This is a genomic window from Amycolatopsis sp. GM8 (assembly GCF_021653975.1).
Classification (GTDB): domain Bacteria; phylum Actinomycetota; class Actinomycetes; order Mycobacteriales; family Pseudonocardiaceae; genus Amycolatopsis_E.
In genome coordinates this window covers 154,784-179,056 of sequence record NZ_JAJKFK010000004.1, presented here as the reverse complement: position 1 = coordinate 179,056, position 24,273 = coordinate 154,784, and the positions used below count along the sequence as shown (strand labels likewise).

The window sequence follows — 24,273 nt, the reverse complement described above, 5'->3', positions numbered from 1 at the left end:
CGTCGTTCCCTTCGTTCGCGGGCAGTGCGTCAGGACGCCGGGCGCACGGCGGTGACGTCCACCGGCTGGTCGGGCAGGGTCTCGAGTTTCTTGTCGCCGTTGACCTTCGCGAAGAGGAGTCCGCTGGCGCAGGCGGTGGAGTTCGGCCACGTCGGCTTCGAGCAGTCGTAGCCGGTGGTGCGGAAGATCTCGCCGCCCTTGGTCGCGCCCATCCCGTCGTGCACGGCCTTCGCGGTCAGCGGGTCGGTCTTGATCTGGCGCAGCATGTCGGCGGCCTGCACCGCGACGTAGAAGCCCTGCTGGGCCTGCGCCATCGCCTGCACGTTCGGCCCGTCCTTCTTGATGTAGTAGCTGAACGCGTCGAGATCCTGCTTCACCTTCGGCGGGACGCTGGCGAAATCCGTGCTGTAGAAGGTCGAGGTGAAGTTGACGTTCTGCAATACGCTCGCGTCCAGCCTGGGGATGATCTCGTTGTTGGAGCCCGCGTTGATGGTGCCGTTGAAGCCCACGGAGCGCAGCGCGGGAACCGCGGCGAGGGCGTCCGCGCCGGTGGTCCACAGCGTGACCGCGTCCGGGTTCGTCGCCGCGATCGTCGCGGCGAGCGAGGTCCAGTCGGCCTGCGTCGGGTAGTAGAACACCTTCGCGGTCATCCCGAGTTTCGCCGCCGCGGGCGCGATGATGTTGTCGTAGTTGGACCGCGTGGCCGCGGTGTCCACCATGGCCACGGCGAGCGACTTCGCGCCGAGGTTGTGCTGCTCCACGACGTCGGCCGCGTAGGCCTCACGAGCGGAGAACGCGGCGAACCACGCGTCGCCGACCGCCTGGTCCATGGCCGGGGCCAGCGCGACCATGCCCATCTCGGCGAGACCCGCCGACTTCAGCACGGGGAGCATGCTGTCGGCGCCGAAGTCGACACCCGAGGTCGCGAGGACGACGTTCTTCTGCACGAACTGGTTGGCGCAGTTGACCGAGGATTCCGGCGAGCCGTCGGTCTTGCAGCTGACCGCCTTCATCTCGCCGCCGTTGATGCCGCCGAGTTCGGAGTTCACGTAGTCCATCCCGGCCTCGAACCCGGCCCGGACGTCGGGGACCGAGATCGCGCCACCCTCCATGTTGTGGAACCCGACGGTGACCGCGGGCTTGGCCGGGTCGAACTTCGTCCCGCTCCGGGCGGCGGCCGGCGCTTGACTCGTCGCGCCCGCCTGGGCCGAGTCACCCGAACCACTGCCACAGCCGACACAGGCCGCGACCACGAGCGCACCCGTCGCGAGCAGTCCGAGCACAGATGCTGAACGCATCATGTCTCACCTTTCGTTGCACCGGCGGTATTCGCTGCGGCGGAGCCGCGTGCCGTCGGCGTTTGGTGTGTGGCACGATGACACAGCAGATTCAATCACGCATAGAATCGTGACCGGAACTTAATCGAATGCTATTCAAAAAAATCTATGGGAAACACGGTGAACCGGGAAGTGATCCGATGACACAGAGCAGCGACCCAGCCGGTGGCGACCGCGTGCGATCCGCGCGGTCCTCGATCGGTCCGGTGGGATTCCACCTGCCCACCGTCGGCGCCATGAAGCGATTCCCGATGGCCATGCAGGTGGATGCCGTACGCCGCCTCGAACGCGCCGGCTACAAGGCGGCCTGGAACGGCGAAGGCATCGGCGGAAAGGACGGTCTCGTCGAGCTGGCCGTCCTGCTCGGGGCGACCGAGCGGATGACGTTCGGCACCTCCGTCGCGAACATGTGGGCCCGGCCCGCCGAAACCGCGCACGGCGCGAGCGCGCTGCTCGCCGACGCGTTCCCCGGCCGGTTCGTGCTGGGACTGGGACCCGGTTACCCGTTCCACGCCGAAATGCTCGGCCACACCTACGATCGGCCGCTCGCCCGCCTCCGCGAGTACCTCGAGCGGATGACGGCGTCCGAGGCCGATGCCGCCTACCCGCGCATCATCGCGGCCAACGGGCCCAAGATGCTGAAACTGGCCGGTGAGATCGCGGACGGCGCGCAGCCGACCGTCGTCCCCGCCGAGTACACCGCCGCGGCGCGGGCCACGCTGGGCGCGGGCAAGCTGCTCGTCATCGGGTTGCCGGTCGTCCCCGACGCCGACAAGCAGCGGGCGCGGGAGACGGCGCGGCGATTGGCCGCGGCCAGTTTCGGCAGGCCGGATTCGCCGTATGCCGCGAACCTCGTCCGCCTCGGCTACCCGGCCGAGGATGTCGCCGCCGGGGCCGGCCACGTCGTGGACGCCATCATCGCGCACGGTGGCCGGGACGCGATCACGGCGAAGGTCCAGGAGCATCTCGCGGCCGGGGCCGACCACGTCATGCTGACTCCGATGACCGGCGACTACGGCAGCGGTGTCGAGCAATTGGAATGGCTGGCGCCCGCGATCACCGAGCTCGCCCGGTGACGCTGTGGCGTGACTTCCGCCTGCCATCGCTGTACCGTACGTCAGATATCATCACTCCGGAAGGAGCTCCACGATGACCGGCTTCCGACTCAGTCGTGACGGCGCCGGAAAGTCCCGGATCGCGGCGCTGACACTGCCGTTCCTGCATTTCGGCGCCACCGCCACCGAGGAAGAGCAGGCCGCGGCGCCCGACCCGCGACTGGCCGGGGCCATCGGTCCCGTGCGGACACACCGGTATGCCGACGGCACCAGCGAGTCGCTTGTGGACAGTCCGCGCCGGCTGCTGCTCGTCGTGTCCGGGGCGGTGCGGATCGACGCACCGGACATGCGCGCCGTGGCCCGCCCGGGCGATGTCGTTCTGGTCGACGCCACCGGCGAGCAGGACCTGACCGCCCGTTTCGTCGGCGAGACCCGGCTGATCGAAGTCGAGGTGACCGGCGAGTGGCAGGCGGGCTCGGTGATGCCGGAACTGCTGGAAGCGCGGCGTGGCCCGCGAAACGCGCCGACGATCGCCGAGATGTACGTGGCCGACGACCGGGCGAACCTGCGCGACCTCGACCGGCTGTTCCCGGCCACGCCGGGCGACTCGCCCGGTCAGGACGCGCTGGCGCTGTCCTGGATGTGCCTGTCCCCCGGCTCGTTCGGGGACTGGCACACCGAGCCCTCGCCCAGCCTGGTGTTCGTGCTGAGCGGCGGGTTCGAACTCGAAGTCGGCGGATCCGGCGGCAAGCGGGTGCTGCATGCCGGCGACGTGTGCCTGGTGCGCGACGACCACGGGCAGGGGCATCGCAGCCGCACTCATGGCGAAACGCGGTTCGCGGCGATCAGGTTGCCCGACGACCATCAATGGGCGTGAGCGGAAAGGACCAGAGTGGACCTCTTCGAGGCGATGGAGACCTGCCGGTCGATCCGGCGGCTCAAACCCGACCCCGTTCCGGACGAAATGCTCGAGCGGCTGGTGTACTACGCCACGCGCGCCGCGAGCGCGGGGAATTCCCAGCTGTGGCGATTCATCATCGTCACCGACCCCGGCGACCGGCGCTGGTTTCGTGACATGCTGGCCACGGCGCTCGCGCCGACGCTCGGCGACGGGCCACCGGCCGACGACGACCACTCACTGGCCGCGCGGAACCAGCGGATGTACCGGCGCTTCGTGCTGGAGTTCGACAAGATCCCGGCGTTCATCCTGACCGCGGTGGAAAACGCCTTTCCCTCGGCGGAGAAACCGGACCCGCACTACATGTGGTCCTCGGTGTTCACCGCGACGCAGAACCTGTTACTGGCCGCACGGGGCATGGGCCTCGGCGCGGCGATGACGACCAACCACCTCGCGAACGAACCGGCGGTGCGCGAACATTTCGGCATTCCCGCCACGGTCGAGCTGGGTGCGACCATCCCGATCGGCTTCCCGGAGGGGCGCTACGGCCCCGTGACGCGGCAGCCGGTGTCCGAAGTGATCTACCGCGACCGCTGGGGAAAAATGTGAAGATCGGCGTCCAGTTCTTCGTCACCGGCTATACCGTCGACGCGGTGACCCTCGCGAAAGCGTTGGAGGACGGCGGATTCGAGTCGTTCTGGGCCCCCGAGCACACCGTGCTGCCGGCCAACCCTCAGACGCCCTATCCGATGACCGGCGGGGCCATCCCTTCGGTCTACGGGCAGATGGCCGACCCGTTCGTGCTGCTGAGCTTCATGGCCGCGACCACGAAGTCGCTGAAGGTCGGCACTGGCGTCTGCCTCGTCCCCGAGCACCACCCGCTGGTGCTGGCGAAGGCGGTCAGCACGCTGGACAACTTTTCCGGCGGCCGCATGCTGTTCGGCATCGGCACGGGCTGGCTGCCCGAAGTGACCGGCCTGCTGAACCCGCACGCCGCGACACCGTGGCGCTACACCCGCGAAACGATCGAGGCGATGCGGGCACTGTGGACGGACGGTTCCGCGTCGTACAAGGGCGAGCTGCTCGAGTTCCCCGAAATGATCTGCGATCCGCGGCCGGTGCAGAGCCCGCACCCGCCGGTCATCATGGGTGCGATGGCGTCCGAGCGCAGCTACCGGCGGATCGCTGCGTGGGGCGACGGCTGGCTCGCGATGGGCGTGTCCCCCGAGCAACTCGCGGACGCGCGGCGCGCGATCGGCGAGGAATGCAAACGCATCGGGCGTGACCCCGGCGAGATCGAGATCTCCGTCGGTGTGCGTGACGCGAGCCCCGCGATCCAGCGCGCCTACCAGGACGCGGGGGCCGACCGCCTCATCGTGTTGCTGTACAACCATCCTGGCGAGCCGGTGCCGATGGAGCGGTGGCCGGAGGTCGGGATGGCGGGCCTGGCCGGTGATCCGCCGAGCGCCGCGGACACGCTGCGTGCCGTCGAGCGAGTGCACGAGATGGCGGGCCTGTGAGCGTCACCGTCGATGTGCGCGTCACGGTGGCGTTGTGAAGTTCGGCCTCCAGTTCGGTTTGCAGCTCCCCCGGCCGTGGGCCGACGGGGCCGAGGCGACGCTGTTTTCCGAGGCACTGGCACAGATGGAGCTCGCCGACCGGGCCGGCTTCGACCACGCGTGGGCGGTCGAGCAGCACTTCCTGGAGGAGTACTCGCACTCCTCGGCACCGGAGGTGCTGCTCGCCGCCGCCAGCCAGCGGACCACCCGGATCCGGCTGGGGCACGGCATCGTCCTCATGCCGCCCGCCTACAACCACCCGGTGCGGGTGGCCGAACGGATCGCCACCCTCGACCTGGTCTCCGGTGGCCGGGTCGATTTCGGGATCGGCGATTCGAAATCGCGGATCGAACTGGAAGGCTTCGGCATCCCGGCGGAGGAACGCCGGGCCATGACGATGGAGGCGATCGAACAGGTCGCCGACATGCTGGCGCTGGAGCCCTATCCCGGTCACACCGGGCCCCATGTGACCGTGCCGCCCCGGAACATCGTGCCCAAGCCCGTTCAGCGCCCGCATCCGCCACTGTGGATGGCATGCTCGGACGAGGCGAGCGTGCAGGCGTGTGCCCGGCTCGGGGTCGGCGCGTTGACGCACGGCTTTTACGATCCGGACGAAGCACGCCGCGTCGTCGCCGAGTACTACGAAACCTTCAAACGCGAGTGCACACCGATCGGGCACACGGTGAATCCCGCCGTCGCCATGTTGAGCCCGTTTCACTGCGACCGCGACGCGGCGGTGGCGGCCGAACGCGGCGCCGAGGCATTCGGTTTCCTCACCTATGCCGTGCGCCATTACTACACCTACGGCCGGCACATTCCCGGGCACACCGACATCTGGGCCCGCTCACAAACGGTGCGCGACGAGCTGGGCGGGCCGCTGCCGGTGCGTGGCAGCCACGCCGTCGGTACGCCAGCGGAACTGGCCGAACGACTCAGGGCCTACGAGGAAGCGGGAGTCGACCAGGCCGTGTTCGTCCATCAGGCGGGCAGGCTCACGCACGAGGAGATCACCGGCTCGCTTCAGCTGTTCGCCGACGAGGTGCTGCCCGAATTCCGGGCCCGCGAACGGGAACGGGCCCGGAAACGCCGTGCGGCGCTGGCACCCTTCGCCGAGCAAGCTTTGCGGCGCCGGGAAAAGCGTTCCGCCTCGCCGGTTCAGAGCGTCGAGGCATACGGCCGCACCAGGCCGGATGTGGATCCCGAAGCCGCCCCGCCCGAGGTGCGCGCGCAGCTGCGCGACTTCGCCCGGATGAAACGGCTCGCGATGCGTCTCGACGAGTGACGAGCTTGCCGCGGGTTTCCGCACCATGGAACTCAGCGCTTTGCCACAGCGTGACCCGGTGGATAAGTTCGCGTTTTGACTGGAGGCGCCGGACCGGGTTCGTCCGCTGAACATGTCAGGAGTGCTATGCCCGCGATTTCCGCACCGCTGCACCACGTCGGGCTTGTCGTTCGGGACATCGAAACGATCGCGCGTGGCTACGCCGAACTTTTCGACATCAACATCTGGCACATTGCGCACACCGAACCGTTGCTCACCCGTGCGGTGGTGCGGGGCGAGCGCACCACCTTCGGCGGGCGCGTGGCCGTGGGCACGGCACCATGGGGAAGCACGTTCTGGCTCATCGAGCCGGCTGAGGGACGAAGTACCTACAAGGACTTCCAGGCGACCAACGGGCAGGGAATTCACCATCTGGCGTTCACCATGGACGATGCGGCAGCCGACGGAGCGATCGCGGCCCTTGCCTCGCTCAACGCTCCGGTCGCGCAAGAATACGACCTCGACGGCGTCGGTTCGGTCGTCGAAGTCGACACGCGTTCGCTGCTGGGCGGGTTCTACATCCAGATCATCCGCCCGCTCGCCGGTGGAACCGTAACGCTGCCCGCCGACGAAGAACTGGACCTCGCCGGCACTTACGCCAGACCTGCCGGGGTGGGGCCGCTGCCCGTGCCGAACGGGATCCAGCATTTCGGTGTCGTGGTTCGTGACATGGTGGCACGCACCGAGTCCTACACCCGTGTCTTCGGCGTCCCGGAATGGTCCGTCCAGAACTGGCGCACGGAGGAAGGATCGCTGGAGAACCCGACCTTCGACGGACGGCCGGTCGAGCACGAATACTTCGCGGCGACGACGCCCTTCGACAGTGCCCTGGGTTTCGAGATCGTTCAGCCGACGCTGGGGCCGTCGGACTACAAGGAGAACTTCCTCAATGTGGTCGGCGAGGGTATTCATCACCTGAACCTGGTCGGGCTGGCCGGCCATGAACACTGGCTGACACTGCGCTCGTGGCTGACGGCAACGGGCGTCGACGTGTGCATGAGCGGCACGCTCGGCGGCGGCATCGCCGAGTTCTACTACCTCGACACCAGGAAGCGACTGGGTGGTCTGGCGGTGGAGTGTTTCGGGCTCGACCCGTCTGTCGATCTCACCACAATGGAAGGAAAAGGTCCGTACTACCGGATCGGATCAGCGGTCTTCGACGGCCAGGAGGCGTAGGCGATGGCAGGGATACGGGTCGTGGTCAACATCCACGTCAACCCCGGTAACGAAGAAGCTCTCCGCGAAGAGTGGGTCGGCACGTACGAGCTCGTGAATGCCGAGCCCGGGTGCCTGCAGTACGAGCTGATGCAGTCGACCACGACTCCGACGAATTTCGCGATACTCGAGCACTGGGCCGACAAAGTGACCTATGACGCGCATTGGGAGGCCGAGAGCAATCGCGAGATCCCCTATGCGCATCTGCTCGACTGGGGCGCCCGGGTCACCGGCAAGGACGGCGCCGAATTCCACGACCAGCAGTATTTCATGACGCGCGATGGCAAATGGGTGCCGGTCGACGATTCGGCGAACAGCTGAGAATGTGTCTCCGCGGCGGCGGAGACACATTCCACACCATCGCTAGACCGACATGCCGCCGCCCATGTCGATCATGACACCCGCCATCGCGCTCGACGCGTCCGAGGCCAGGAACGCCACCATGTTGGCGACCTCCTCCGGCAGCTCGTAGCGCTGGATGCCGGTGCGGGCGCGGGGATAGAGGGTCTGCGGGACGTCATCGGTCAGCGGGCGGCCCGGCCCCCACATGGAACCCGCGTTGACACCGAGGACACGCACGCCGTGCCGCGCGACCTCCTTGCCGAGGAAGCGGGTGAACGTCGCCAGCCCGCCCTTCATCGTGCCGTAGAGCGTCAGCAACGGCATCGCCGACATTCCGGCCTCACTGCCGATGTTGATGATGCGCCCATCCCCTTGCGGCAGCATGTAGTCCAGCGCCACCCGGCTGCAGTAGATGGGCCCGAGCAGGGTGCCCTTGGCCGTACGGTCGATGTCCTCGCGGGTGAATCCGGCGAAGTCGCCGACCGCGGTGTCGGCCGCGTTGTTGACGAGGATGTCGATTCCGCCGAGCTGGTCGGCTGCCTCCGCCATGGCACGATTGACGCCGTCCCAGTCGGTGACGTCACCGTGGATGGGAACGACCTTGGCGCCCCACTTCTCGGCCGCCGCCTTGGCGATCTGAGTCGCGTCGGGCGGGGCCGCGTGCCGCTGGTGCCCGGAGCTCGCGGCGACCTCGGGGCTGAGGTCGACCACCGCGACGTCGGCGCCGAGCCCGGCCAGCCGGTTGACGCAGGCCTGCCCGAGGTTGATCCCGGCGCCGCCGGTGATGACCGCACGCTTGCCGGTCAGATCGAGCAGCTCCGTGACGCGTTTGTCGATACTGGCCAAAGGAATCCGCGATTCGTCCCACCAGTATTCCTGGCTCGCCTCGCCGGCGTCGACCTTCGCGGACAGCAGCGTGTGGAAATAGTCCTCAGGCATTTCTGGATGCTACCGGCGGCTTCTCGGCAAAGTCAACTCGCATTTGAATTTGTCCGGGACCCCCGGACCAGCGGCCGGAAAACGGAGAATGCCGTCGGGTGCAGGTTCGCCCCGATCTCCGGGCGCCCGCGCCAATGGAACACGCATGGCGTGCGCAGGTGCGTGCCTTCGCCCGCCAGGCCGGGGTTCACCATGTCCTGGGCGACGGCGCCGATCGCCTCGAAGAACCGGCCGGTCGCGCTGAATTCGGGATGGGCCGCCAGCATCGCGATCAGTTCCGGCAGTGACCCACCGGCCTCGGCGTCCCGCCGCAGCCGCGCACGAGCGGCGTCCGGCGCGATCGGCTCCGGAAACCGTTGCCCCCACCCGGTGAACCACGCCGAATAGGGTGCTCGCTGTGGCGCGGACGCGCAGTCGTGCGGCTCGTACTCGGTCCGCCGCGTACCGCTCGACAACGCGATGCCCAGCAGGATCGCCTGCTCCCGCCAGGGAATCCGGGTCTCGACGATCAGCGGCACGTCGAAAAGGCCGCGGTAGTCCGGCGGCGCGGGCACGATCAAGGGCAGCGAAGCGGTGTACTCGCCGGCCGGCATGCCCAATGCCCCGGGAAATCCGGCCCGGACATAGAGATCGGCGATTCGCGCGCGCTCGGTCGCGGCGTCCGGTGTGCCCAGTGGCGGTCGCAGCGAACCACTGCGGGCACCGAGCACCGGTCCGCGATCCCCTGCCTGGACGTCGTAGGCGACGAGCAGCGAGCCGTCGACCGGTTCCTCGTCGCCCAGTCCCTCCGCCATTTCCGCCCCGTCGAACCGGGCCGCGATCAACCGGCCGTCCACCCGCGTGCCGAGCCGGACCCACGACCGCCGCTCGTCCAGGTAGCGACCGGTGAACAACTTGGTGTCCTGGGCCGCGACGACATACTGGTTCAGCGTCAGCAGGCGCCGCTGCCCGCGTTCGAGCGCCGCCAGCAGGTCCGGCTCATCGAGATCCGAATAGGGCGGGTCGGCGGTGGCGTCGTAGTCGAACCATCCCCCGGCGTCGGCGTCGTTCGCGAACGACATGCCTTCGGTCACGGGATCGCTGTTCATGGCCGGGAAAATCCGTCCGAGCCGCGACGGCCCGCCTCGGCCCGCGAGTTCGGGCGGCAGATAGGCGACGCGCCGTCCGGCGACCGCGATGGCTTTCAGCTCCTCCGCGGTGAACGGGCAGGCCGGCACCGGATACCTCCGGTCCCGTTCCGCCCAGATCGCCCGCTGCGCGCGGGTCTGCGCGTCGGGCGACGCCGGATCGGCCAGCAGGTCCTCGACAGCTTCCCGCATGGGCATTCTCCCCGCATTCTCGATTCGAATACGATTCGAGAATACCGCAGGCGTCAGTCCTCCCGAGTGGACATTCCCGCCCAGATCATGTCGAACTGCTGGTTGGCGATCTGCTCGATCGAACGCCGCGAACCCTCGCGATACCACCGCGCGACGTAGTTGGTCATGCCGAGGATCGACAGCACCGCGACCGACGGGTCCACGTTGCGGCGGATGTCACCGCTGCGAATGCCCGCCCGGATGATCGCTTTCCAGTTCTCCCGGTGCCGCTGCATCGCCGAGCGGAACTCCTCGGTCTCTTCCTGGGTCTTGCGCGGATCGGGCGGGTTGGTGAACCAGTGCGACGATTCGGGGAGGTAGCGCTCGATGTAGCGCAGCTGGGCGCGGATCGCCTTCTTGAGCTTGTCGCGCGGGGGCTCGGTGCCGTTCGCGATGTCCTCGATCTGCGTCATCATCTCCCGGAAACGGGAACGCTGCACGAGCCTGAGCAAGCCGGCCTTGCTGTCGATGTGGTAATAGACGCTACCCTGAAGTACCCCGAGCTCCGCCGCGATGTCCTCGATCCGGGCCGCCTCGTAGCCCTTTTCCGCGAACACTTTCGCCGCGGCGTCGATCAGCTGTTGCTTGCTTCGAATTTTCGTCATCGCCTGCCAATCCGTCCGGTCGCGCCGTAATCATACGGGCGGCGCGTTCCGTGGTACGGCAAGCGCTCAAGCGTCGCCGCCCAGCAGCTCGCGGCACAGCACTCCGGCCAGCCACGTCCGGTATCGCGCGACGTCCCACTGACGGGCGACGACGAGCCGGTGGAAGAGCCCGGGGTCACCGACCGCCCACAGGCTGTCCGCCGCGTCCCCGGCGGACAGTCCTGGCCGCAACCCGCCGTGCCGCCGGACGGCCGCGACGATGTTGGCGGCACCGGCGAGCCGCGCCTGGTCGATCTCGTCGAGCAGCTCGACCAGTTCGGCGTCGGTCCCGGCGGCGATGCGCAGGGACTCGTAGACCGGCGCGAGCCGCTCGTACACCTCGGCGAGTACAGCCGCGTACGCGCGCAGCACTCCCGCCCCCGAACGCGCCGCGGCCAGCTGCGCGAACCAGGTCTCGCGAGCCTTCGGGATCTCTTCGTTCCCGCCCGCGACCGCCAGCTCGTAGGCCGCTCGCATCAGCGCGGGCTTTCCGCCGACCGCGGCGAACACCGTCGCGCGCGCGACGCCGGCCTCCGCGGCGATGACATCGACCGAGGTGGCCCCGTAGCCCCGTTCGGCGAACAGCCTCCCGGCTGCCGCGATCACGGCGAGGCGGCGCTCGCGCGCTTGCTGCTCACGCACGTCCGACCGATACGGGCGCTTGACGGGCTTTTCGGTGGGCATTAGATTTTGACTACTTTCCATCAGACTTACAGTCTAGCCAATTCAGGAGCTTCCGTGTCGAACGATACGGTCAGGACCGTCGAGCCAGATGTCTTCGTCGCCCGGCTGCGCGAACGCGTCGACCAACCCGACTACATCAAGCGCACCGCCGAAGCGGACCGGCTGGGGCAGCTCTCGATCGAGAACGTCCGCACGCTCCAGGAACTCGGCGTCACCGGGATGGTCGTGGACCCCGCGCACGGCGAGACCGGCCCCGGCCTCGACCTGATCGTCCGGGTGACCGAGACGCTCGGTTACCGCGATCCCTCGACGGCGGTGGCACTCAACATGCACTGGGGCGGCGCGCGATCGCTCGGCCAGATGCCGTCGTTCCCGCGACGCGACGAGGCCTTCGCCGCGATCCGCGCCCACGAAGCGGTCACCTGCGGCGCGTTCTCCGTGCCGAGCGGCTCGCTCGACGCGCGGACCGCCCGGCTGCACTGCCGCGCGGACGGTGACGATCTCGTGTTCTCCGGGCGCGCCGGTTTCGGTTCGATGAGCGACGCGGCCGCGTACGTGATGGTCGGCGGGGTGATCGACGGCAGCGCCGAGGACGGGCAGGAGCTGTTCGCGATGACGATCGCCCGCTCCGGCGAGCCGGGGCTGATCAACCACCGCAACTGGAGCGCGATGGGGATGCGGGCGACCGGCAGCAACGACATCGAGTGCGCCGGGCTCCGGGTGCCGCGGGCCGACTGCCTGGTCACTCCGCTGGACTCGCTGAAGGCGCAGCGGAAGGTGACCGACTCGGCCATTGTCGCGTTCGGCGTCGCCGGTATCTGGCTGGGTGCGGCCCGCGCGGCCTTCGACTTCACCCTCGACCACGTCCAGCACCGCTACGGCTACATGGCGGAAGGCACCTTCAACCCGGCAGCCCAGACCTTCCACGCGGACGAAGCCTGGGCGCACACGGCCATCGGGAACATGGACCACTGGCTCGGCACCGGGCGCGCGCTGCTCTACGACATGATCTCGCGCATCGACAGCTACGACGACGAGCACGAGCTGACCCGCGACCTGGTCCGCACCCTGTTCCACCTGCGCCGGATGACCGAAGAGGTGGCGATGGGCGCGATGAAGACGTGCGGCGCGCACGGGTTCGTCACGGACCGGCCGCTGGAGCGGATCTTCCGCGACCTCCTCGGCGGCGTGGTCATGGCGTGGAAGACCGACCAGTTGCAGCAGACCCTGGGCGTCGGCGCGCTCGGCCGCCCGATCCGCTTCACCGGACCGGGCGGCAACTGAGCCACGACTCGGCGACGGCGGCCGTCAGGGGTGCCGCCGTCGCTGTGCCGCGCGGCTGAGTTCGCGCGCGATGATCACTTGCTGGATCTGGCTGGTGCCTTCGTAAAGCCGGAACAGGCGCGCGTCGCGGAACAGCCGCTCCACCGCGTTGCCGCGCATGTAGCCCGAACCGCCGTGGATCTGCACCGCGCGGTCCGCGACGCGGAAGACCGCTTCGCTGGCGAAGTACTTCGCCGCCGACGGCGCGATCCGCACGTCCGTCCCGGCCTCGTAGCGGCGCGCCGCCTCCATCACGACTCCGTGCGCGGCGAGATAGTCGGTGTAGGAGTCGGCGATGAGCCCTTGCACGAGCTGGAAGTCCGCGATCGGCCGGCCCGACTGGGTGCGCGTCGTCGCGTAGGCGACCGACTCGTCGACCAGCCGTTCGGCCAGCCCGACGCACAGGGCTCCGATGTGGATCCGGCCGTGCGCGAGGCAGCGCATCGCGACGGAAAGGCCGTGCCCCGGCTCCTCCCCGATCAGCGCGTCCGGCCGGACCCGCACCCCGTCGAACCCGACGTCGGCCGTCCAGGCCCCGGCCTGGCCCATCTTGTGGTCCTTCGGGCCGACCGTGACCCCGGGCGTGTCGCGTTCGACCAGGAACGTCGAGATCCCGCCGGCATCGTCCCCGGTCCGGGCGAACACGAAGAACACGTCGGCCAGCGGCGCGTTCGTGATGAACCGCTTGCCGCCGTCGATCACCCAGCCGTCGCCGGTGCGGCGCGCGGTGGTGCGGATCGAACTCGGGTCCGAACCGGCTTCGGGCTCGGTCAGGGCGAACGACGCGGTCCACTCCCCCGACGCGAGTTTGGGCAGGTACTCGGCCCGCTGCTTTTCGGTGGCGCCGAGGAGCAACACGTGTCCCGCGATGCCGTTGTTGGTGCCGAACATCGAGCGGAAGGCCGGCGACGTGTAGCCCAGTTCCATCACCAGGCGCGCCTCGTCGACCACGGAAAGCCCGAGACCGCCGTACTTTTCGTCGATCGTGAAGCCGAAGAGCCCCATTTCCTTCGCCATCCGGCGCAGGTCGCCGGGAATCGCGTCGGTCTCTTCGATTTCCGTCTCGGCCGGCACGACGCGGTCGCGGACCAGGCTCCGGACGGTGGCGAGGATGTCGTCGATGGGTACCTCGGCCACGTCACGCGACCCGCTCGAACAACGCCGAGAGCCCCTGCCCGCCGCCGATGCACATCGTTTCCAGTGCGTACCGGCCGTCACGGCGGTCCAGTTCGCGCAGCATCGTGGCGAGCATGCGAACGCCGGTCGCGCCGACCGGATGGCCGAGCGAGATCCCCGAACCGTGCACGTTCACCCGCTCCCAGTCGTCGCAGGTCAGCTTCCACTCGCGCGTCACGGCCAGTACCTGCGCGGCGAAGGCCTCGTTGAGCTCGATGAGATCGACGTCGGCCAGCGTGACCCCGGCGCGGGAAAGCGCTTTCTCGGTCGCGGGCACCGGCCCGATCCCCATCCGCGCCGGCTCGACACCGGCGCTCGCCCACGACACGAGCCGGGCGAGCGGCCGCAGCCCCAGCTCCGCCGCGCGTTCCGGCGTGGTCACCACGCAGACGGCCGCCGCGTCGTTCTGGCCGCTGGCATTGCCCGCGGTCACGGTGGCCTCCGGGTCGACCGCGGACCGGACCGGGCGCAGGCGGGCCAGTGATTCCAGCGACGAGTCCGGGCGCGGATGTTCGTCGGTGTCGACCATCGTGGTGCTGCCGCGCCGGTCGGTCACCGGCACCGGCACCGGCACGATCTCCTCGGCGAACACGCCGGACCGCTGCGCGGCCACCGCGCGCTGATGGGATCGCAGCGCCAATTCGTCCTGCTCCACGCGGCCGATGCCGTACTCGCGGCGGAGGTTCTCTGCGGTCTCCAGCATGCCGCCGGGCACCGGGTGATGCTCGCCGCCCGCGGTCAGCCGCGCCCGGGCGAGCCGGTCGTGCAAGGTGACCCCGTCGCCTCGCGGGCCGAAGCGGATCGCGTCGGTGTAGAACTCGGCCCGGCTCATGCTTTCCGCACCGCCGGCGAGCACCAGGCCGGACACCCCGGTCTGCACCTGCATGGCGGCGTGACACACGGCCTGCAGCCCGGAACCACACCGCCGGTCCATCTGCATCCCGCCGACGGTGACCGGCAATCCGGCGTCCAGCGCGGCGACCCGGCCGATCGCCGGCGCCTCACCACTGGGATAGCACTGTCCGAACACGACATCGTCGATCGCGTCGGCGGGCAGCCCGGTCCGCTCGAGCAGGCCCGCGATGACGACCGACGCCAGCCGCTCCGCGCCGACCCCGGCGAGCACCCCGCCGAACCGGCCGATCGGCGTCCGCAGCGGTTCGCAGATGACGGCGTCACGCATGGTCCGCCTCCCCGGCACGCGCGCGGAGCCACTCGCGGATCTCCGCGCCGGACCCGTCGACCGGAGGCGGCGCGTAGTCGTAGCGAACCGGGGTCCGGGAAAACGCCAGCGGATTGCGGACGGTCGGTACCCCACCGGCCATCGCGACCGGCTCCAGGCCGAGCTCCTCGGCGAATTCGACCCCGCCGCGGACGTCGTTGATCGGCCCGCACGGCAGGCCGGCCTTGGTCAACTGGGCGAACCACTCGGCCGCGGACTTGCGCTTCAGCTCGGCCAGCAGCAGTGGCCGCAACTCCTCGCGATGAGCGTTGCGCGCGGACACGGTGGCGAAGCGCGGATCGTCGGCGAGTCCGGGCACGCCCAGTTCCGCGCACAGCACCCGGAACTGGGCGTTGTTCCCGGCGATCACGACGAGATCGCCGTCGCCGGTGGCCATCGGGTCGTACGGAAACAGGCTCAGATGCCCGTTGCCCATCGGCTGCGGCACCACTCCCCCGGCCACGTACGCCGAGGTCTGGTTGATCATCGAGCTCAGCGCGGCGGACAGCAGATTGGTCTCGACCAGCTGCCCGCGGCCGCTGCGTTCGCGTTCGTTCAGCGCGGCCAGGATGCCGATGGCGGCGTGCAGTCCGGTCATCACGTCGAACGCCGCTATCCCGGCGCGCTGCGGTGGCCCGGCCGGGTCGCCGGTGAGGTGCATGAGCCCGGACGCCGCCTGCACGACCAGGTCGTAGCCGGGCAGGGCGGCACCCGCGCGGGTGCCGAAACCGCTGATGGCGCAATAGATCGAGCCGGGATTGCGCGCGGCGACGTCGGAGTAGCCGAGGGCGAACCGCTCGATCCCGCCCGGCTTGAAGTTGTGCACGAAGACGTCGGCCCTGGCCGACAGTTCGTGTGCCACAGCGAGATCCGCCGGGTCGGCGAGGTCGAGCGCGATGGACCGCTTGTTGCGGTTGATCGACAGGTAGTACGTGCTGACCCCGTCCCGCGCCGGCGGCATGAACGCCCGGGTGTCCTCGCCGTGCGGACCCTCCACTTTGATCACATCGGCGCCCAGGTCGCCGAGCAGCATCGTGCAATAGGGTCCGGCGACGATACGCGAGAAGTCGGCGACGACGATCCCGTCGAGCGGCCCGCTCATTCGACGGCCTCGACGGCGTCGGCGGTCACCGAGTCGAAGGCCAGGCCTTCCCATTTCCCGTCGGCCCGCCACGCTTCGATGAGGTGATCGAACGCGACGATACCGGGCGAGTAGGCGCCGTTGCGCCGGAACCGTTCGACGTTCGGCTGGCCCTCGTTGTTGTAGTAGCCGGGCGTGCACGATTCGAGGAAGGCCGCGTTCGCCCGCGACGCCTGATAGACGGTCTCCACCCACTCCTGCTCGGCGGCCACGGTGGCCTCCACCGTCGCCGCACCACGGCGGCGGGTCTCGGCGATGACCCCGGCGATGTGCCGGCTCTGGGCGTCCAGCACATGCGTCTGGTTCGAGCTGATCCCGACCTGGTTCATCGCGACGATGAAGAAGTTCGGGAACCCGTTCGTCTGCATTCCGTGCAATGTGGACAGTCCGGTTTTGAACTTTTCGCTCAGCGCCAGCCCGTCGCGGCCGCACACGTCGTACCCGAGTCGCGACGCGAACGGCGCGGCGACCGCGAAGCCGCTGGCGAAGATGAGGCAGTCCACTTCGTACTCGACGCCGTTCACGACCACGGCGTTCTCGGTGATCCGTTCGACGCCTCTGCCATCGCTGTCGACGAGTGTCACGTTGGGACGGTTGAACGTGTCGAGGTACTCGTCGTGGAACGTCGGGCGCTTGCACAGCGCGCGGTACCAAGGTTTGAGCGCGTCGGCCACAACCGGGTCCTCGACGATCGATTCGACCCTGGCCCGGATCTCCTCCATCTTCTGGAAGTCGGCCAGCTCGTCCAGCACGCCGCCGGACAGAGCGCGCAGCCGGTAGATCGCCGTCCAGCCGTCGTTGACCAGATCTGTCTCAGCGTCACCGCCGGCCACGTAGGTCGAGAAGTTCTCCATCCGTTCCCGCTGCCAGCCGGGTTGCAGCGAGGCGGCCCACTCGGGATCGGTCGGCCGGTTGTTCCGCACGTTGACCGCGGACGGCGTGCGCTGGAACACGAACAGCCGCCCGGCGCTCGCCCCGAGGTGCGGGATCGCCTGGATCCCGGTCGCCCCGGTGCCGATGATGCCGACCCGCTTGTCGGCGAGGCCCGTCATCCCTCCGGTGCTGTCGCCGCCGGTGTAGTCGTAGTCCCAGCGCGTGGTGTGGAACGAATGGCCCTTGAAGTTCTCGATACCGGGGACACCAGGGAGTTTCGGTTTCACCATCGAGCCGGCCGTCATGACGACGAACCGGGCCTGGAAACGGTCGCCGCGGTCGGTCTCGATCGTCCAGCGCTGCTCGACGTCGCTGTAGCTCACATCCGTGACGCGCGTCTGCAGCAGGGCCTCACGGTAGAGGTCGAAATGCCGGGCGATCCGCCGGGCGTGCTCGTAGATCTCCGGGCCCTTGACGTATTTCTCCGTCGGGATGTAGCCGACCTCTTCGAGCAGCGGCAGATAGATGTAGGCCTCAGTGTCGCACGCGGCGCCGGGATAGCGGTTCCAGTACCAGGTACCGCCGAAATCGCCACCCTGCTCGACGACCCGCAGGCTCTGCACACCGGCGGCCCGCAACCGGCCGGCGACCAGGAGCCCGCCGAAACCACCGCCGATGACGGCGACCTCGACCTCGTCGCGCACCGGCTCGCGCTCGACGCGCGGCAGGTACGGATCGTCGACGTAGTGCGCCAGCTCGTGAGTCACCTGGCGATACTGCGCCGACCCTTCGGCACGTAACCGCTTTTCCCGCTCGGCGCGGTACTTCTCGCGCAAGGCGTCGGGGTCGAAGGGCCGGACACTGGGAACTGACTCGCCCACCAGAGATCCTTTCGCCGGTCCCGCACAGCTCGGGGCCGTCCGGTCAGTTTTCAAGCTCGAACAGTTTCAATAGAGATTTGAAATTAGCACGGCGCTCCCGCAGCTCACAAGGATTCCGGCTGTGACGCGGACAGCACAATGCGGCCCGGAACGCCGCCATTCGCCAGGCGGTCCAATGAGTCGCTGACGCCGTCGCGATCGAGTACGCCCGGCAGAACCGGCGCCGCGCGAAGGCGGCCGTCCGCGGCCAGCTCGACGACATCTCGCAGTTCGGCCAGTGTTCCCGTGAAGGCACCTTCGAGCCGCAGCGCGCGCAGGGGCATCAGCGGGGTCGGAACGGTGAATTCACCGCCGAAGAGCCCCACTTGCACGAGCAGGCCCGCCTTGGTCAGCAGGCCGATCCCCAGTTGCGCGGTCGACGAACTGTTCACGAGGTCGATCACCGCTTCGACCGGGCCGCCCGTGGCACCCGTTACGGCGGCGATGTCATCGTCCCCGCCGAGCAGCACCGTCGACGTCGCACCGAGTTCCTTGGCGAGCGCCAGATTGTCCGGGTTCACGTCGGCGGCACAGATCGCCGCGTGCCCTCGTGCGGCGAGCACGGCCACCACGTTCAGCCCCACCCCGCCGGCGCCGATCACCACGACCGGGGTGTCCGGCGGCAACGGCAGAACCTTGTTCGCGGCGGCCATCGCGGTCAGCCCGGAGCAGGCGAGCGGCGCCGCGGACGCCGGGTCCAGTCCCCCGAGCTCCACGAGGTACTTCGCGTCCGGCACGCGGACCGTTTCGGCGTAACCACCGTGCTTGTTCACGCCCAGCACCCGGCCGCGCAGGCACAGGTTGTCGTCCCCGGCGGCGCAGCGATGACAGGCACCGCAACCGATCCACGGATAGACCAGCCGCACGTCCCCGATCGCGACACCGCGGGCATCCGGCCCGGCGGCGACGACCTCGCCGACGATCTCGTGCCCGGGTACGAGCGGGTAGCTGAAACCCCGTTCCACGAGGCGCATCCGGCCCGCGCTGCCGAGGTCGTAGTAGCCGAGTCGCAAGTGGACATCGGTGTGGCACACGCCGGAGTGCAGCACCCGCAGCACCACCTCGCCGGCCTCGGGTGCCACGTCGGGCAGTTCGATCTCCGTGATCGTGGGGTCGTCGGCGGTGACGACGGCGAACGCTTTCATCGGAAGCTCCTCAGTACGCGCCGGTGACGGCGTAACCGGACGGTTCGAACACCGAGTTCCGGTCACGGAAGACGTGTGCGAAGTCGGGCCAGATGATGGTCAGCTCGCCCGATCCCGGGTCCACGTACCAGCTCCGGCAACCGCCCTCGAGCCACACCGTCCCCTCGCTGCGCTGACGCACCTCGGCCAGGTAGGTCCGTTCCGCCCCGGCATCGGGTTCGAGCGTCGCCAGCGCGTGCTGATCGGCGTAGTCCATCGCGCCGAGCACGTACCGCAGCTGCGACTCGATCATGTACACGACCGAGTTGTGCCCGAGGCCCGTGTTCGGCCCGTTGATGATGAACATGTTGGGAAAACCGGGAACGCCGGCGGACTGCAGGGCGTGCATGCCACCCGCCCAGTGCTCGGCGAGCGAGCGGCCGTCCTTGCCGTACACGTTCGCCGCGAACGGCGGGTCGGCCGCCTCGAAGCCGGTCGCGAACACCAGCGTGTCGAGTTCGTAGGAGTTGCCGGCGGCGCTGATCGCGCTGCTTCCGTCCACTCGGGACAGTGCGGACGGCTCCAGGGTGACGTTGTCCTTGGCCACCGCCGGATAGAAATCACTCGAGATGAGGACTCGCTTGCAGCCCAGCTCGTAGTCCGGCGTGAGCTTGTGCCGCAGATCCGGATCGGGCACCTGGCTCGCGAGATGCGCCCTCGCGACAGCCTTCGCGCCGGAAAAGAACGGCTCGAGCCGGCGCCGGGCCGCGTAGTTGAACTCCAGGTTCCAGAACCACTCCGTGCGCACCGAAACCCGGCTCGCGGGATCGCGCTGGAACATGCGCTTCTCGGCGTCGGAATACGCGCGGTCGCGGCGCGGCATGAGCCACGGGGCCGACCGCTGGAAGATCACCAGCTCGCTGACGTCGTCCACAATGGACGGCACGATCTGGATCGCCGATGCCCCGGAACCCACTACGCCCACCCGTTTCCCCGCGAGCGGGCGGTCGTGCCGCCATCGCGCGGAGTGGAACAGGTCGCCGGGGAAGGACTCGACCCCGGGGATGTCAGGCAGTTTCTCGTCGGCGAGGTGCCCGGCCGCGAGCACGAGGAACCGGCCGGTGTACGTCCCGGACGACGTGTGCACGATCCAGCGCCGCGCCTGCGGATCCCACCGGCACGTCCGCATGTCGGCGCCGAGCCGGACGTGCGGCAGGACGCCTTCGTCCCGCGCGGCGTCGCGCAGGTACTGCCAGATCTCGGCGCCGGGCGAAAAGACGCGCGACCAGTCCGCCTTGGGGTGAAAGGAAAACGAGTACAGGTGCGACGGCACGTCACAGGCGACGCCCGGGTAGGTGTTGTCGCGCCAGGTACCGCCGACGTCATCGGCGCGTTCCAGGATGACGAACGACGTACGGCCGGCCCGGACCAGCTGGATACCCAGCCCCACGCCCGCGAAGCCGGCGCCGACGACGATCGTCTCGACGTCGGTCAGCGGGTCGTCGTGCTCTGGTGTGGACATGGCTGCTCCTCAGGGCGCCGGGGCGGGCAGGATGCTGCCCGCCGGATGATGGTGGGGGTCGGCGGCGAACGACTCGATGAGCCGGTACACCTCGGCGGGGCGTTCCAGCAGCACGCCGTGACCGGAGGCGATTTCGGTGTAGCGCGCGCCGGTGATCGCGCCGAACAGCAGCTTGCTGTGCCGTACCGGGACCATCTGGTCGTGGGTGCACCCGACGACGAGCGTCGGGGCCGCCACGTGCTGGGCGAGACCGGCGATATCCACCCGCCGGTTGAGGTCCATGTGCTGGTCGAGCCGCTCGTCCAGCTCGAACCGGGTCGGCAGCAGCTCCAGTTCGAGCGCGGTGCGGGCCAGCAGGTAGGGCTGGCTGAACGCGCAGTAGGTCATGTAGTCGCGCAACGCCTTCGAGTCCTCGGCCCGCAGGGCGTGCCAGACCGAGCTGCGCAACTGCTGGTGCACGTCGGTGGTCAGCCACCCGGCCACCAGGGCCAGGCTGTCCACCAGATCGGGCCGTCGCGCGGCCAGCGCCGTGGCGACGACCGCGCCGAGGGAGTACCCGACGAGCAGCACGCGGCGGCCGGGCAGGACGTGTTCGAGCACGGCCACCACCTGCTCGACGAGATCGTCGACGCCGAGTTCACCGGCGTCTTCGGGAATCGGGGCGAAGTCGACGCCGACCACGCGATGCCGCGCGGCGAGCATCGGCAGCAGGAACGCGTAGTGCGTGGCGGGCCGGCCGCCGGTCCCGGGCAGCAGGACGATCGGGCACCGGCCCGGTTCGTCCGTACCGGCGTCGACGAAACCGACGTCGACCGCCCCCGCGGCCACCGATCCGGTGCGCCGGTCGTCGCTGGAGTTCATCGTTGGCACTCCTCGAAAAGTGGTGCGCGTCAGAGCGCGCGCTGGATGTTGAGGCCACCGGCGATCCACAGGGGCTGGCCGGTGAGATAGGGCAGCCGGCCGCTCGCCAGCGTGGCCACCGCCGCGCCGACGTCCTCCGGCTCGCCCCACCGGGGAATCGCCACCCGGCCGGCCTCGATGGCGGCCGCCATCCGGTCACCACCGGCGGACGCGGTCATCGAGGTGCGCATGAAACCGGGCCGGATCTCGTGCACGTCGATCCCGTGCTGCCCGAGCCGCAGCGCGAACAGCTTGACGAGCATCGACAACGACGCCTTCGTCAGGCAGTACTGCGACCGGCTGAGCGACGGGATCTCGGCCGCGACCGAGCTGATCACGATGATCGACCGGCGGCAGGGCGCGTCGGCCCGCGCGAGCATGCGCCGTGCGACGGCCTGGGTGAGGAAGAACGTGCCGCGGAGGTTCACCTCGACGGATCTGTCGAATGTGGACGGTTGCACGTCGAGGATGTCGGTGAGCGGGCGATCCGGAATACCCGCGTTGTCGAGCAGGCAGTCGACCGGGCCGAGCTCACGCTCGACGTCGTCGAGAAAGGCGGCATGCGCACCGAGATCGGAGATGTCCATCGTGCGGTACAGCGATCGCACCCCGAACTCGGACAGTTCCTTCGCCAGACCGCGGGAACCCTCTTCCGGCTCGTCCAGATCGCAGACCGCGACATCGAAACCCTCCGCGGCCAAGGCGCGCACGCCGGCCAGGCCGAGGCCCCGGCTGCCGCCCGTGACGACGGCGACGCGCCGCACCTCTTCAGTTGCTGGGGATCGCACCATTGCTCCCTTTGTTTTTCAGGCGTGCACGCGAGCCGCGTTCACGGCGATCGCGTCGACGATCCGGGCCCGCGCGCCGGCCGGGAACTCGTGCCCCATGCCCTCGATGAGCACCAGCTCGGCACCCGGAATCGCGGCCGCGGTGGCTTCGCCGCCGCTGACCGTGACGAGCGGGTCGGCGGTGCCGTGGATGACGACGGCAGGCACGCGAAGCTCGCGCAGCGCGGCGGTCCGGTCCCCACCGGTGAGCAGCGCGGCCTGCTGGCGTACCTTCCCGAGCGGATTGTTCGCGCGGTCGTAGGCACGTTCCGCGCGCACGCGGGCGAGCTCGGCGTCGAACGGGAATCCGCCGCCGGCAAGGACCCGGCCCCGCTCGAGCGCCGCGGCGATCGTCTCTTCGCGGGTGTCGGGAGCCCGCGCGACGATGGCGGCGAGTGCCTCCGGCAGCGCACGCCCCACGGTGCGATCGCCGGTGGTGGACATGATCGACGCGAGCGACAGCACGCGTCCGGGATGCCGGATGGCCAGTGTCTGGGCGATCTGCCCGCCCATCGACGCGCCCGCGACATGCGCCCGCTCGATGCCCAGCGCGTCGAGCAGTCCGGCGGCGTCATCGGCCATGTCCGCCAGCGAATACACCGCCGCGTTCACGTCGCCGGCGCGCGCGGCGGGCAGGTCGGGCACGGCGTCGCCGAACCAGGTCGAACGGCCGGTGTCCCGGTTGTCGAACCGCACCACACGGAAGCCGCGGTCGACGAACAGGGAGACGAACTCCATCTCCCACCCGTTGAGCTGCGTACCCATGCCCATGATCAGCAGCAGGGCCGGATCGCCCGGGTCGCCCAGCGACTCGTAGCAGATGTCGATACCGTTCGCCCGCACCACGACGTTGTCGGTCACAAGCCGACGATACGGGGTGTCCCGGGCAAGATTCAACTCCCATTCGAAACTATTCGGGTTTGAAAATCTGGGTCCAGGCTCAGCCGGCGAGCTGGGCCGAGAGCGTCTGCGCGGTGCCGAGCAGGAGGTTCTTGTGCCGCAGGAGCGCGGCGTTGCCGGTGCCGGTACCCGCGGTCAGGGAAAGGGCCGCCACGGCATGGTGGGTACGGGGATCGAGAATCGGCGCGGCGAGGCACGAGATGCCGAGAAACGACTCCTCGTGGTCGGTCGCACAGCCTTCCTCACGGACGCGGCGGAGGATCTGCGCCATGTTGCCGGGGGTCGCGACGGTGTACGCGGTGAAACGCCGGTAGCGCACGGAGAGGTTCCGGTGCAGGTCCTCGTTCGAGGCGAAGGCGAGCATCGCCTTGCCGAGGCCGGTGGCGTGCGCGGGGCGGCGGGCACCGATGGTGGTGGCGGCGTGCACCGAGTCGTGACCGTAGAGCTTGTCGACGTAGAGAATGTCGGTGCCGCGCAGGACAGCCAGGTGGACGGTGGTGCGGGTACGCGCGAAGAGTTCGGTCATGTACGGAATCGCGCGGTCCCGCAACCCGTTGGTGCGGGCGATCGGCACCTGGTTGCCGAGTTCGAACACCCACGAGGAGAGCGCGTATTTCCCGTTCACCCGCCGCACGTAGCCGCGCTCGATCAGCACCACGAGCAAGCGGTGCGCCGTGGACTTCGCCATCCCGGCCCGGTCGGCCAGGTCCGACACCCCCACTACCGCGCCCCCGTCGCGAAACGCGTCGAGCAGAGCCAGCGCCTTGCCGGCGGAACTGTCCAAACCGGCCCCGGCTGACACCTCGACCGGGCCGGTTCCGTTTTCGCGGCTGCGCGTTTGTAGGGCCACGGTGCCTCCCGTGTACTTCGCCCGTCCCGACGAGTCTCGGGGACGGTATCGACGAAGAGTAACGGAGGGCTCCCCCGTTTTCTAGAGGCCGTCGTTTCTGCCTCGCGGAACAACAAGATTGCCGCCGTCGCGCGCCCGGCCGC

General features: G+C 69.1%; 23 protein-coding genes. 8 read left to right on the top strand and 15 right to left on the bottom strand.

Going from position 1 to position 24,273, the window contains the following annotated elements:
- Positions 1–29: 29 nt before the first annotated feature.
- Positions 30–1,298, bottom strand: coding sequence for an ABC transporter substrate-binding protein (locus tag LOZ83_RS19550; protein WP_236792289.1), 1,269 nt, complete (start codon positions 1,296–1,298; stop codon positions 30–32).
- 179 nt (positions 1,299–1,477) lie between these two features.
- Between LOZ83_RS19550 and LOZ83_RS19545 the strand changes: the two genes are divergently transcribed.
- The 7 genes from LOZ83_RS19545 to LOZ83_RS19515 all read left to right on the top strand — a co-directional run bounded on the left by LOZ83_RS19545 (position 1,478) and on the right by LOZ83_RS19515 (position 7,706).
- A complete protein-coding gene (locus LOZ83_RS19545) occupies positions 1,478–2,413 on the top strand; it encodes a TIGR03620 family F420-dependent LLM class oxidoreductase (protein WP_236792288.1) in 936 nt (311 codons plus the stop codon).
- A 73-nt stretch (positions 2,414–2,486) separates the two neighbouring features.
- Positions 2,487–3,269, top strand: a complete 783-nt coding sequence (locus LOZ83_RS19540) for a cupin domain-containing protein (RefSeq protein WP_236792287.1) — start codon at positions 2,487–2,489, stop codon at positions 3,267–3,269.
- A gap of 15 nt (positions 3,270–3,284) precedes the next feature.
- The gene (locus LOZ83_RS19535; protein ID WP_236792286.1) at positions 3,285–3,899 is read left to right on the top strand and encodes a nitroreductase family protein; all 615 of its coding nucleotides are present in this window, start codon (positions 3,285–3,287) and stop codon (positions 3,897–3,899) included.
- Complete coding sequence (locus LOZ83_RS19530) at positions 3,896–4,810, top strand: LLM class F420-dependent oxidoreductase (RefSeq protein ID WP_236792285.1); 915 nt, start codon at positions 3,896–3,898, stop codon at positions 4,808–4,810. The genes LOZ83_RS19535 and LOZ83_RS19530 overlap by 4 nt, the downstream gene beginning before the upstream one ends.
- Before the next feature lie 34 nt (positions 4,811–4,844).
- Positions 4,845–6,131, top strand: a complete 1,287-nt coding sequence (locus LOZ83_RS19525) for an LLM class flavin-dependent oxidoreductase (protein WP_236792284.1) — start codon at positions 4,845–4,847, stop codon at positions 6,129–6,131.
- A gap of 126 nt (positions 6,132–6,257) precedes the next feature.
- The gene (locus LOZ83_RS19520; RefSeq protein ID WP_236792283.1) at positions 6,258–7,346 is read left to right on the top strand and encodes a VOC family protein; all 1,089 of its coding nucleotides are present in this window, start codon (positions 6,258–6,260) and stop codon (positions 7,344–7,346) included.
- Between the two features lie 3 nt (positions 7,347–7,349).
- Positions 7,350–7,706 carry a putative quinol monooxygenase gene (locus tag LOZ83_RS19515; RefSeq protein WP_236792282.1) on the top strand — a complete coding sequence of 119 codons (357 nt, stop codon included), beginning with the start codon at positions 7,350–7,352 and terminating at the stop codon, positions 7,704–7,706.
- A 42-nt stretch (positions 7,707–7,748) separates the two neighbouring features.
- On the opposite strand, the gene LOZ83_RS19510 is transcribed toward LOZ83_RS19515, so the two are convergent.
- From LOZ83_RS19510 to LOZ83_RS19495, 4 genes are all read right to left on the bottom strand, one after another.
- Entirely contained in the window at positions 7,749–8,666 is a 918-nt protein-coding gene (locus LOZ83_RS19510; protein WP_236792281.1) for an SDR family NAD(P)-dependent oxidoreductase, read from the bottom strand.
- A gap of 32 nt (positions 8,667–8,698) precedes the next feature.
- A complete protein-coding gene (locus LOZ83_RS19505) occupies positions 8,699–9,985 on the bottom strand; it encodes a hypothetical protein (protein ID WP_236792280.1) in 1,287 nt (428 codons plus the stop codon).
- A gap of 53 nt (positions 9,986–10,038) precedes the next feature.
- Complete coding sequence (locus LOZ83_RS19500) at positions 10,039–10,629, bottom strand: TetR/AcrR family transcriptional regulator (protein ID WP_236792279.1); 591 nt, start codon at positions 10,627–10,629, stop codon at positions 10,039–10,041.
- Positions 10,630–10,695: 66 nt separating this feature from the next.
- Positions 10,696–11,352 (bottom strand): TetR/AcrR family transcriptional regulator, encoded by a 657-nt coding sequence (locus LOZ83_RS19495; protein WP_236792278.1) that lies wholly within the window; start codon positions 11,350–11,352, stop codon positions 10,696–10,698.
- Positions 11,353–11,406: 54 nt separating this feature from the next.
- Here LOZ83_RS19495 and LOZ83_RS40435 point away from each other — a divergent pair, with 54 nt between their 5' ends.
- Positions 11,407–12,636 carry an acyl-CoA dehydrogenase family protein gene (locus tag LOZ83_RS40435; protein WP_236792277.1) on the top strand — a complete coding sequence of 410 codons (1,230 nt, stop codon included), beginning with the start codon at positions 11,407–11,409 and terminating at the stop codon, positions 12,634–12,636.
- Between the two features lie 24 nt (positions 12,637–12,660).
- Here LOZ83_RS40435 and LOZ83_RS19485 read toward each other — a convergent pair whose 3' ends face one another.
- The 10 genes from LOZ83_RS19485 to LOZ83_RS19440 form a co-directional block, all read right to left on the bottom strand.
- Positions 12,661–13,812: an acyl-CoA dehydrogenase family protein gene (locus tag LOZ83_RS19485; protein WP_236792276.1), complete on the bottom strand. Its 1,152-nt coding sequence runs from the start codon at positions 13,810–13,812 to the stop codon at positions 12,661–12,663.
- Between the two features lies 1 nt (position 13,813).
- On the bottom strand, positions 13,814–15,034 hold the full coding sequence (locus tag LOZ83_RS19480) for an acetyl-CoA C-acetyltransferase (RefSeq protein ID WP_236792275.1): 1,221 nt from the start codon (positions 15,032–15,034) through the stop codon (positions 13,814–13,816).
- Entirely contained in the window at positions 15,027–16,175 is a 1,149-nt protein-coding gene (locus LOZ83_RS19475; RefSeq protein ID WP_236792274.1) for a CaiB/BaiF CoA-transferase family protein, read from the bottom strand. The genes LOZ83_RS19480 and LOZ83_RS19475 overlap by 8 nt, the downstream gene beginning before the upstream one ends.
- Positions 16,172–17,968, bottom strand: coding sequence for an NAD(P)/FAD-dependent oxidoreductase (locus LOZ83_RS19470; protein WP_236792273.1), 1,797 nt, complete (start codon positions 17,966–17,968; stop codon positions 16,172–16,174). The genes LOZ83_RS19475 and LOZ83_RS19470 overlap by 4 nt, the downstream gene beginning before the upstream one ends.
- A gap of 104 nt (positions 17,969–18,072) precedes the next feature.
- The gene (locus LOZ83_RS19465) at positions 18,073–19,152 is read right to left on the bottom strand and encodes an alcohol dehydrogenase (RefSeq protein WP_236792272.1); all 1,080 of its coding nucleotides are present in this window, start codon (positions 19,150–19,152) and stop codon (positions 18,073–18,075) included.
- 10 nt (positions 19,153–19,162) lie between these two features.
- Complete coding sequence (locus tag LOZ83_RS19460) at positions 19,163–20,653, bottom strand: NAD(P)/FAD-dependent oxidoreductase (RefSeq protein ID WP_236792271.1); 1,491 nt, start codon at positions 20,651–20,653, stop codon at positions 19,163–19,165.
- 9 nt (positions 20,654–20,662) lie between these two features.
- A complete protein-coding gene (locus tag LOZ83_RS19455) occupies positions 20,663–21,514 on the bottom strand; it encodes an alpha/beta fold hydrolase (RefSeq protein ID WP_236792270.1) in 852 nt (283 codons plus the stop codon).
- 29 nt (positions 21,515–21,543) lie between these two features.
- A complete protein-coding gene (locus LOZ83_RS19450) occupies positions 21,544–22,341 on the bottom strand; it encodes a 3-ketoacyl-ACP reductase (protein WP_236792269.1) in 798 nt (265 codons plus the stop codon).
- An 18-nt stretch (positions 22,342–22,359) separates the two neighbouring features.
- On the bottom strand, positions 22,360–23,241 hold the full coding sequence (locus LOZ83_RS19445) for an alpha/beta fold hydrolase (protein ID WP_236792268.1): 882 nt from the start codon (positions 23,239–23,241) through the stop codon (positions 22,360–22,362).
- Between the two features lie 79 nt (positions 23,242–23,320).
- Positions 23,321–24,130, bottom strand: a complete 810-nt coding sequence (locus LOZ83_RS19440; protein WP_236792267.1) for an IclR family transcriptional regulator — start codon at positions 24,128–24,130, stop codon at positions 23,321–23,323.
- Positions 24,131–24,273: the final 143 nt, after the last annotated feature.

Coding starts and splice junctions, on each gene's coding strand:
- LOZ83_RS19455 (WP_236792270.1), bottom strand. CDS start 21,514: ATGAACTCCAGCGACGACCGGCGCACCGGATCGGTGGCCGCGGGGGCG.
- LOZ83_RS19495 (WP_236792278.1), bottom strand. CDS start 11,352: ATGCCCACCGAAAAGCCCGTCAAGCGCCCGTATCGGTCGGACGTGCGT.
- LOZ83_RS19475 (WP_236792274.1), bottom strand. CDS start 16,175: ATGAGCGGGCCGCTCGACGGGATCGTCGTCGCCGACTTCTCGCGTATC.
- LOZ83_RS19500 (WP_236792279.1), bottom strand. CDS start 10,629: ATGACGAAAATTCGAAGCAAGCAACAGCTGATCGACGCCGCGGCGAAA.
- LOZ83_RS19465 (WP_236792272.1), bottom strand. CDS start 19,152: ATGAAAGCGTTCGCCGTCGTCACCGCCGACGACCCCACGATCACGGAG.
- LOZ83_RS19505 (WP_236792280.1), bottom strand. CDS start 9,985: ATGCGGGAAGCTGTCGAGGACCTGCTGGCCGATCCGGCGTCGCCCGAC.
- LOZ83_RS19460 (WP_236792271.1), bottom strand. CDS start 20,653: ATGTCCACACCAGAGCACGACGACCCGCTGACCGACGTCGAGACGATC.
- LOZ83_RS19540 (WP_236792287.1), top strand. CDS start 2,487: ATGACCGGCTTCCGACTCAGTCGTGACGGCGCCGGAAAGTCCCGGATC.
- LOZ83_RS19510 (WP_236792281.1), bottom strand. CDS start 8,666: ATGCCTGAGGACTATTTCCACACGCTGCTGTCCGCGAAGGTCGACGCC.
- LOZ83_RS19480 (WP_236792275.1), bottom strand. CDS start 15,034: ATGCGTGACGCCGTCATCTGCGAACCGCTGCGGACGCCGATCGGCCGG.
- LOZ83_RS19520 (WP_236792283.1), top strand. CDS start 6,258: ATGCCCGCGATTTCCGCACCGCTGCACCACGTCGGGCTTGTCGTTCGG.
- LOZ83_RS19550 (WP_236792289.1), bottom strand. CDS start 1,298: ATGCGTTCAGCATCTGTGCTCGGACTGCTCGCGACGGGTGCGCTCGTG.
- LOZ83_RS19515 (WP_236792282.1), top strand. CDS start 7,350: ATGGCAGGGATACGGGTCGTGGTCAACATCCACGTCAACCCCGGTAAC.
- LOZ83_RS19545 (WP_236792288.1), top strand. CDS start 1,478: ATGACACAGAGCAGCGACCCAGCCGGTGGCGACCGCGTGCGATCCGCG.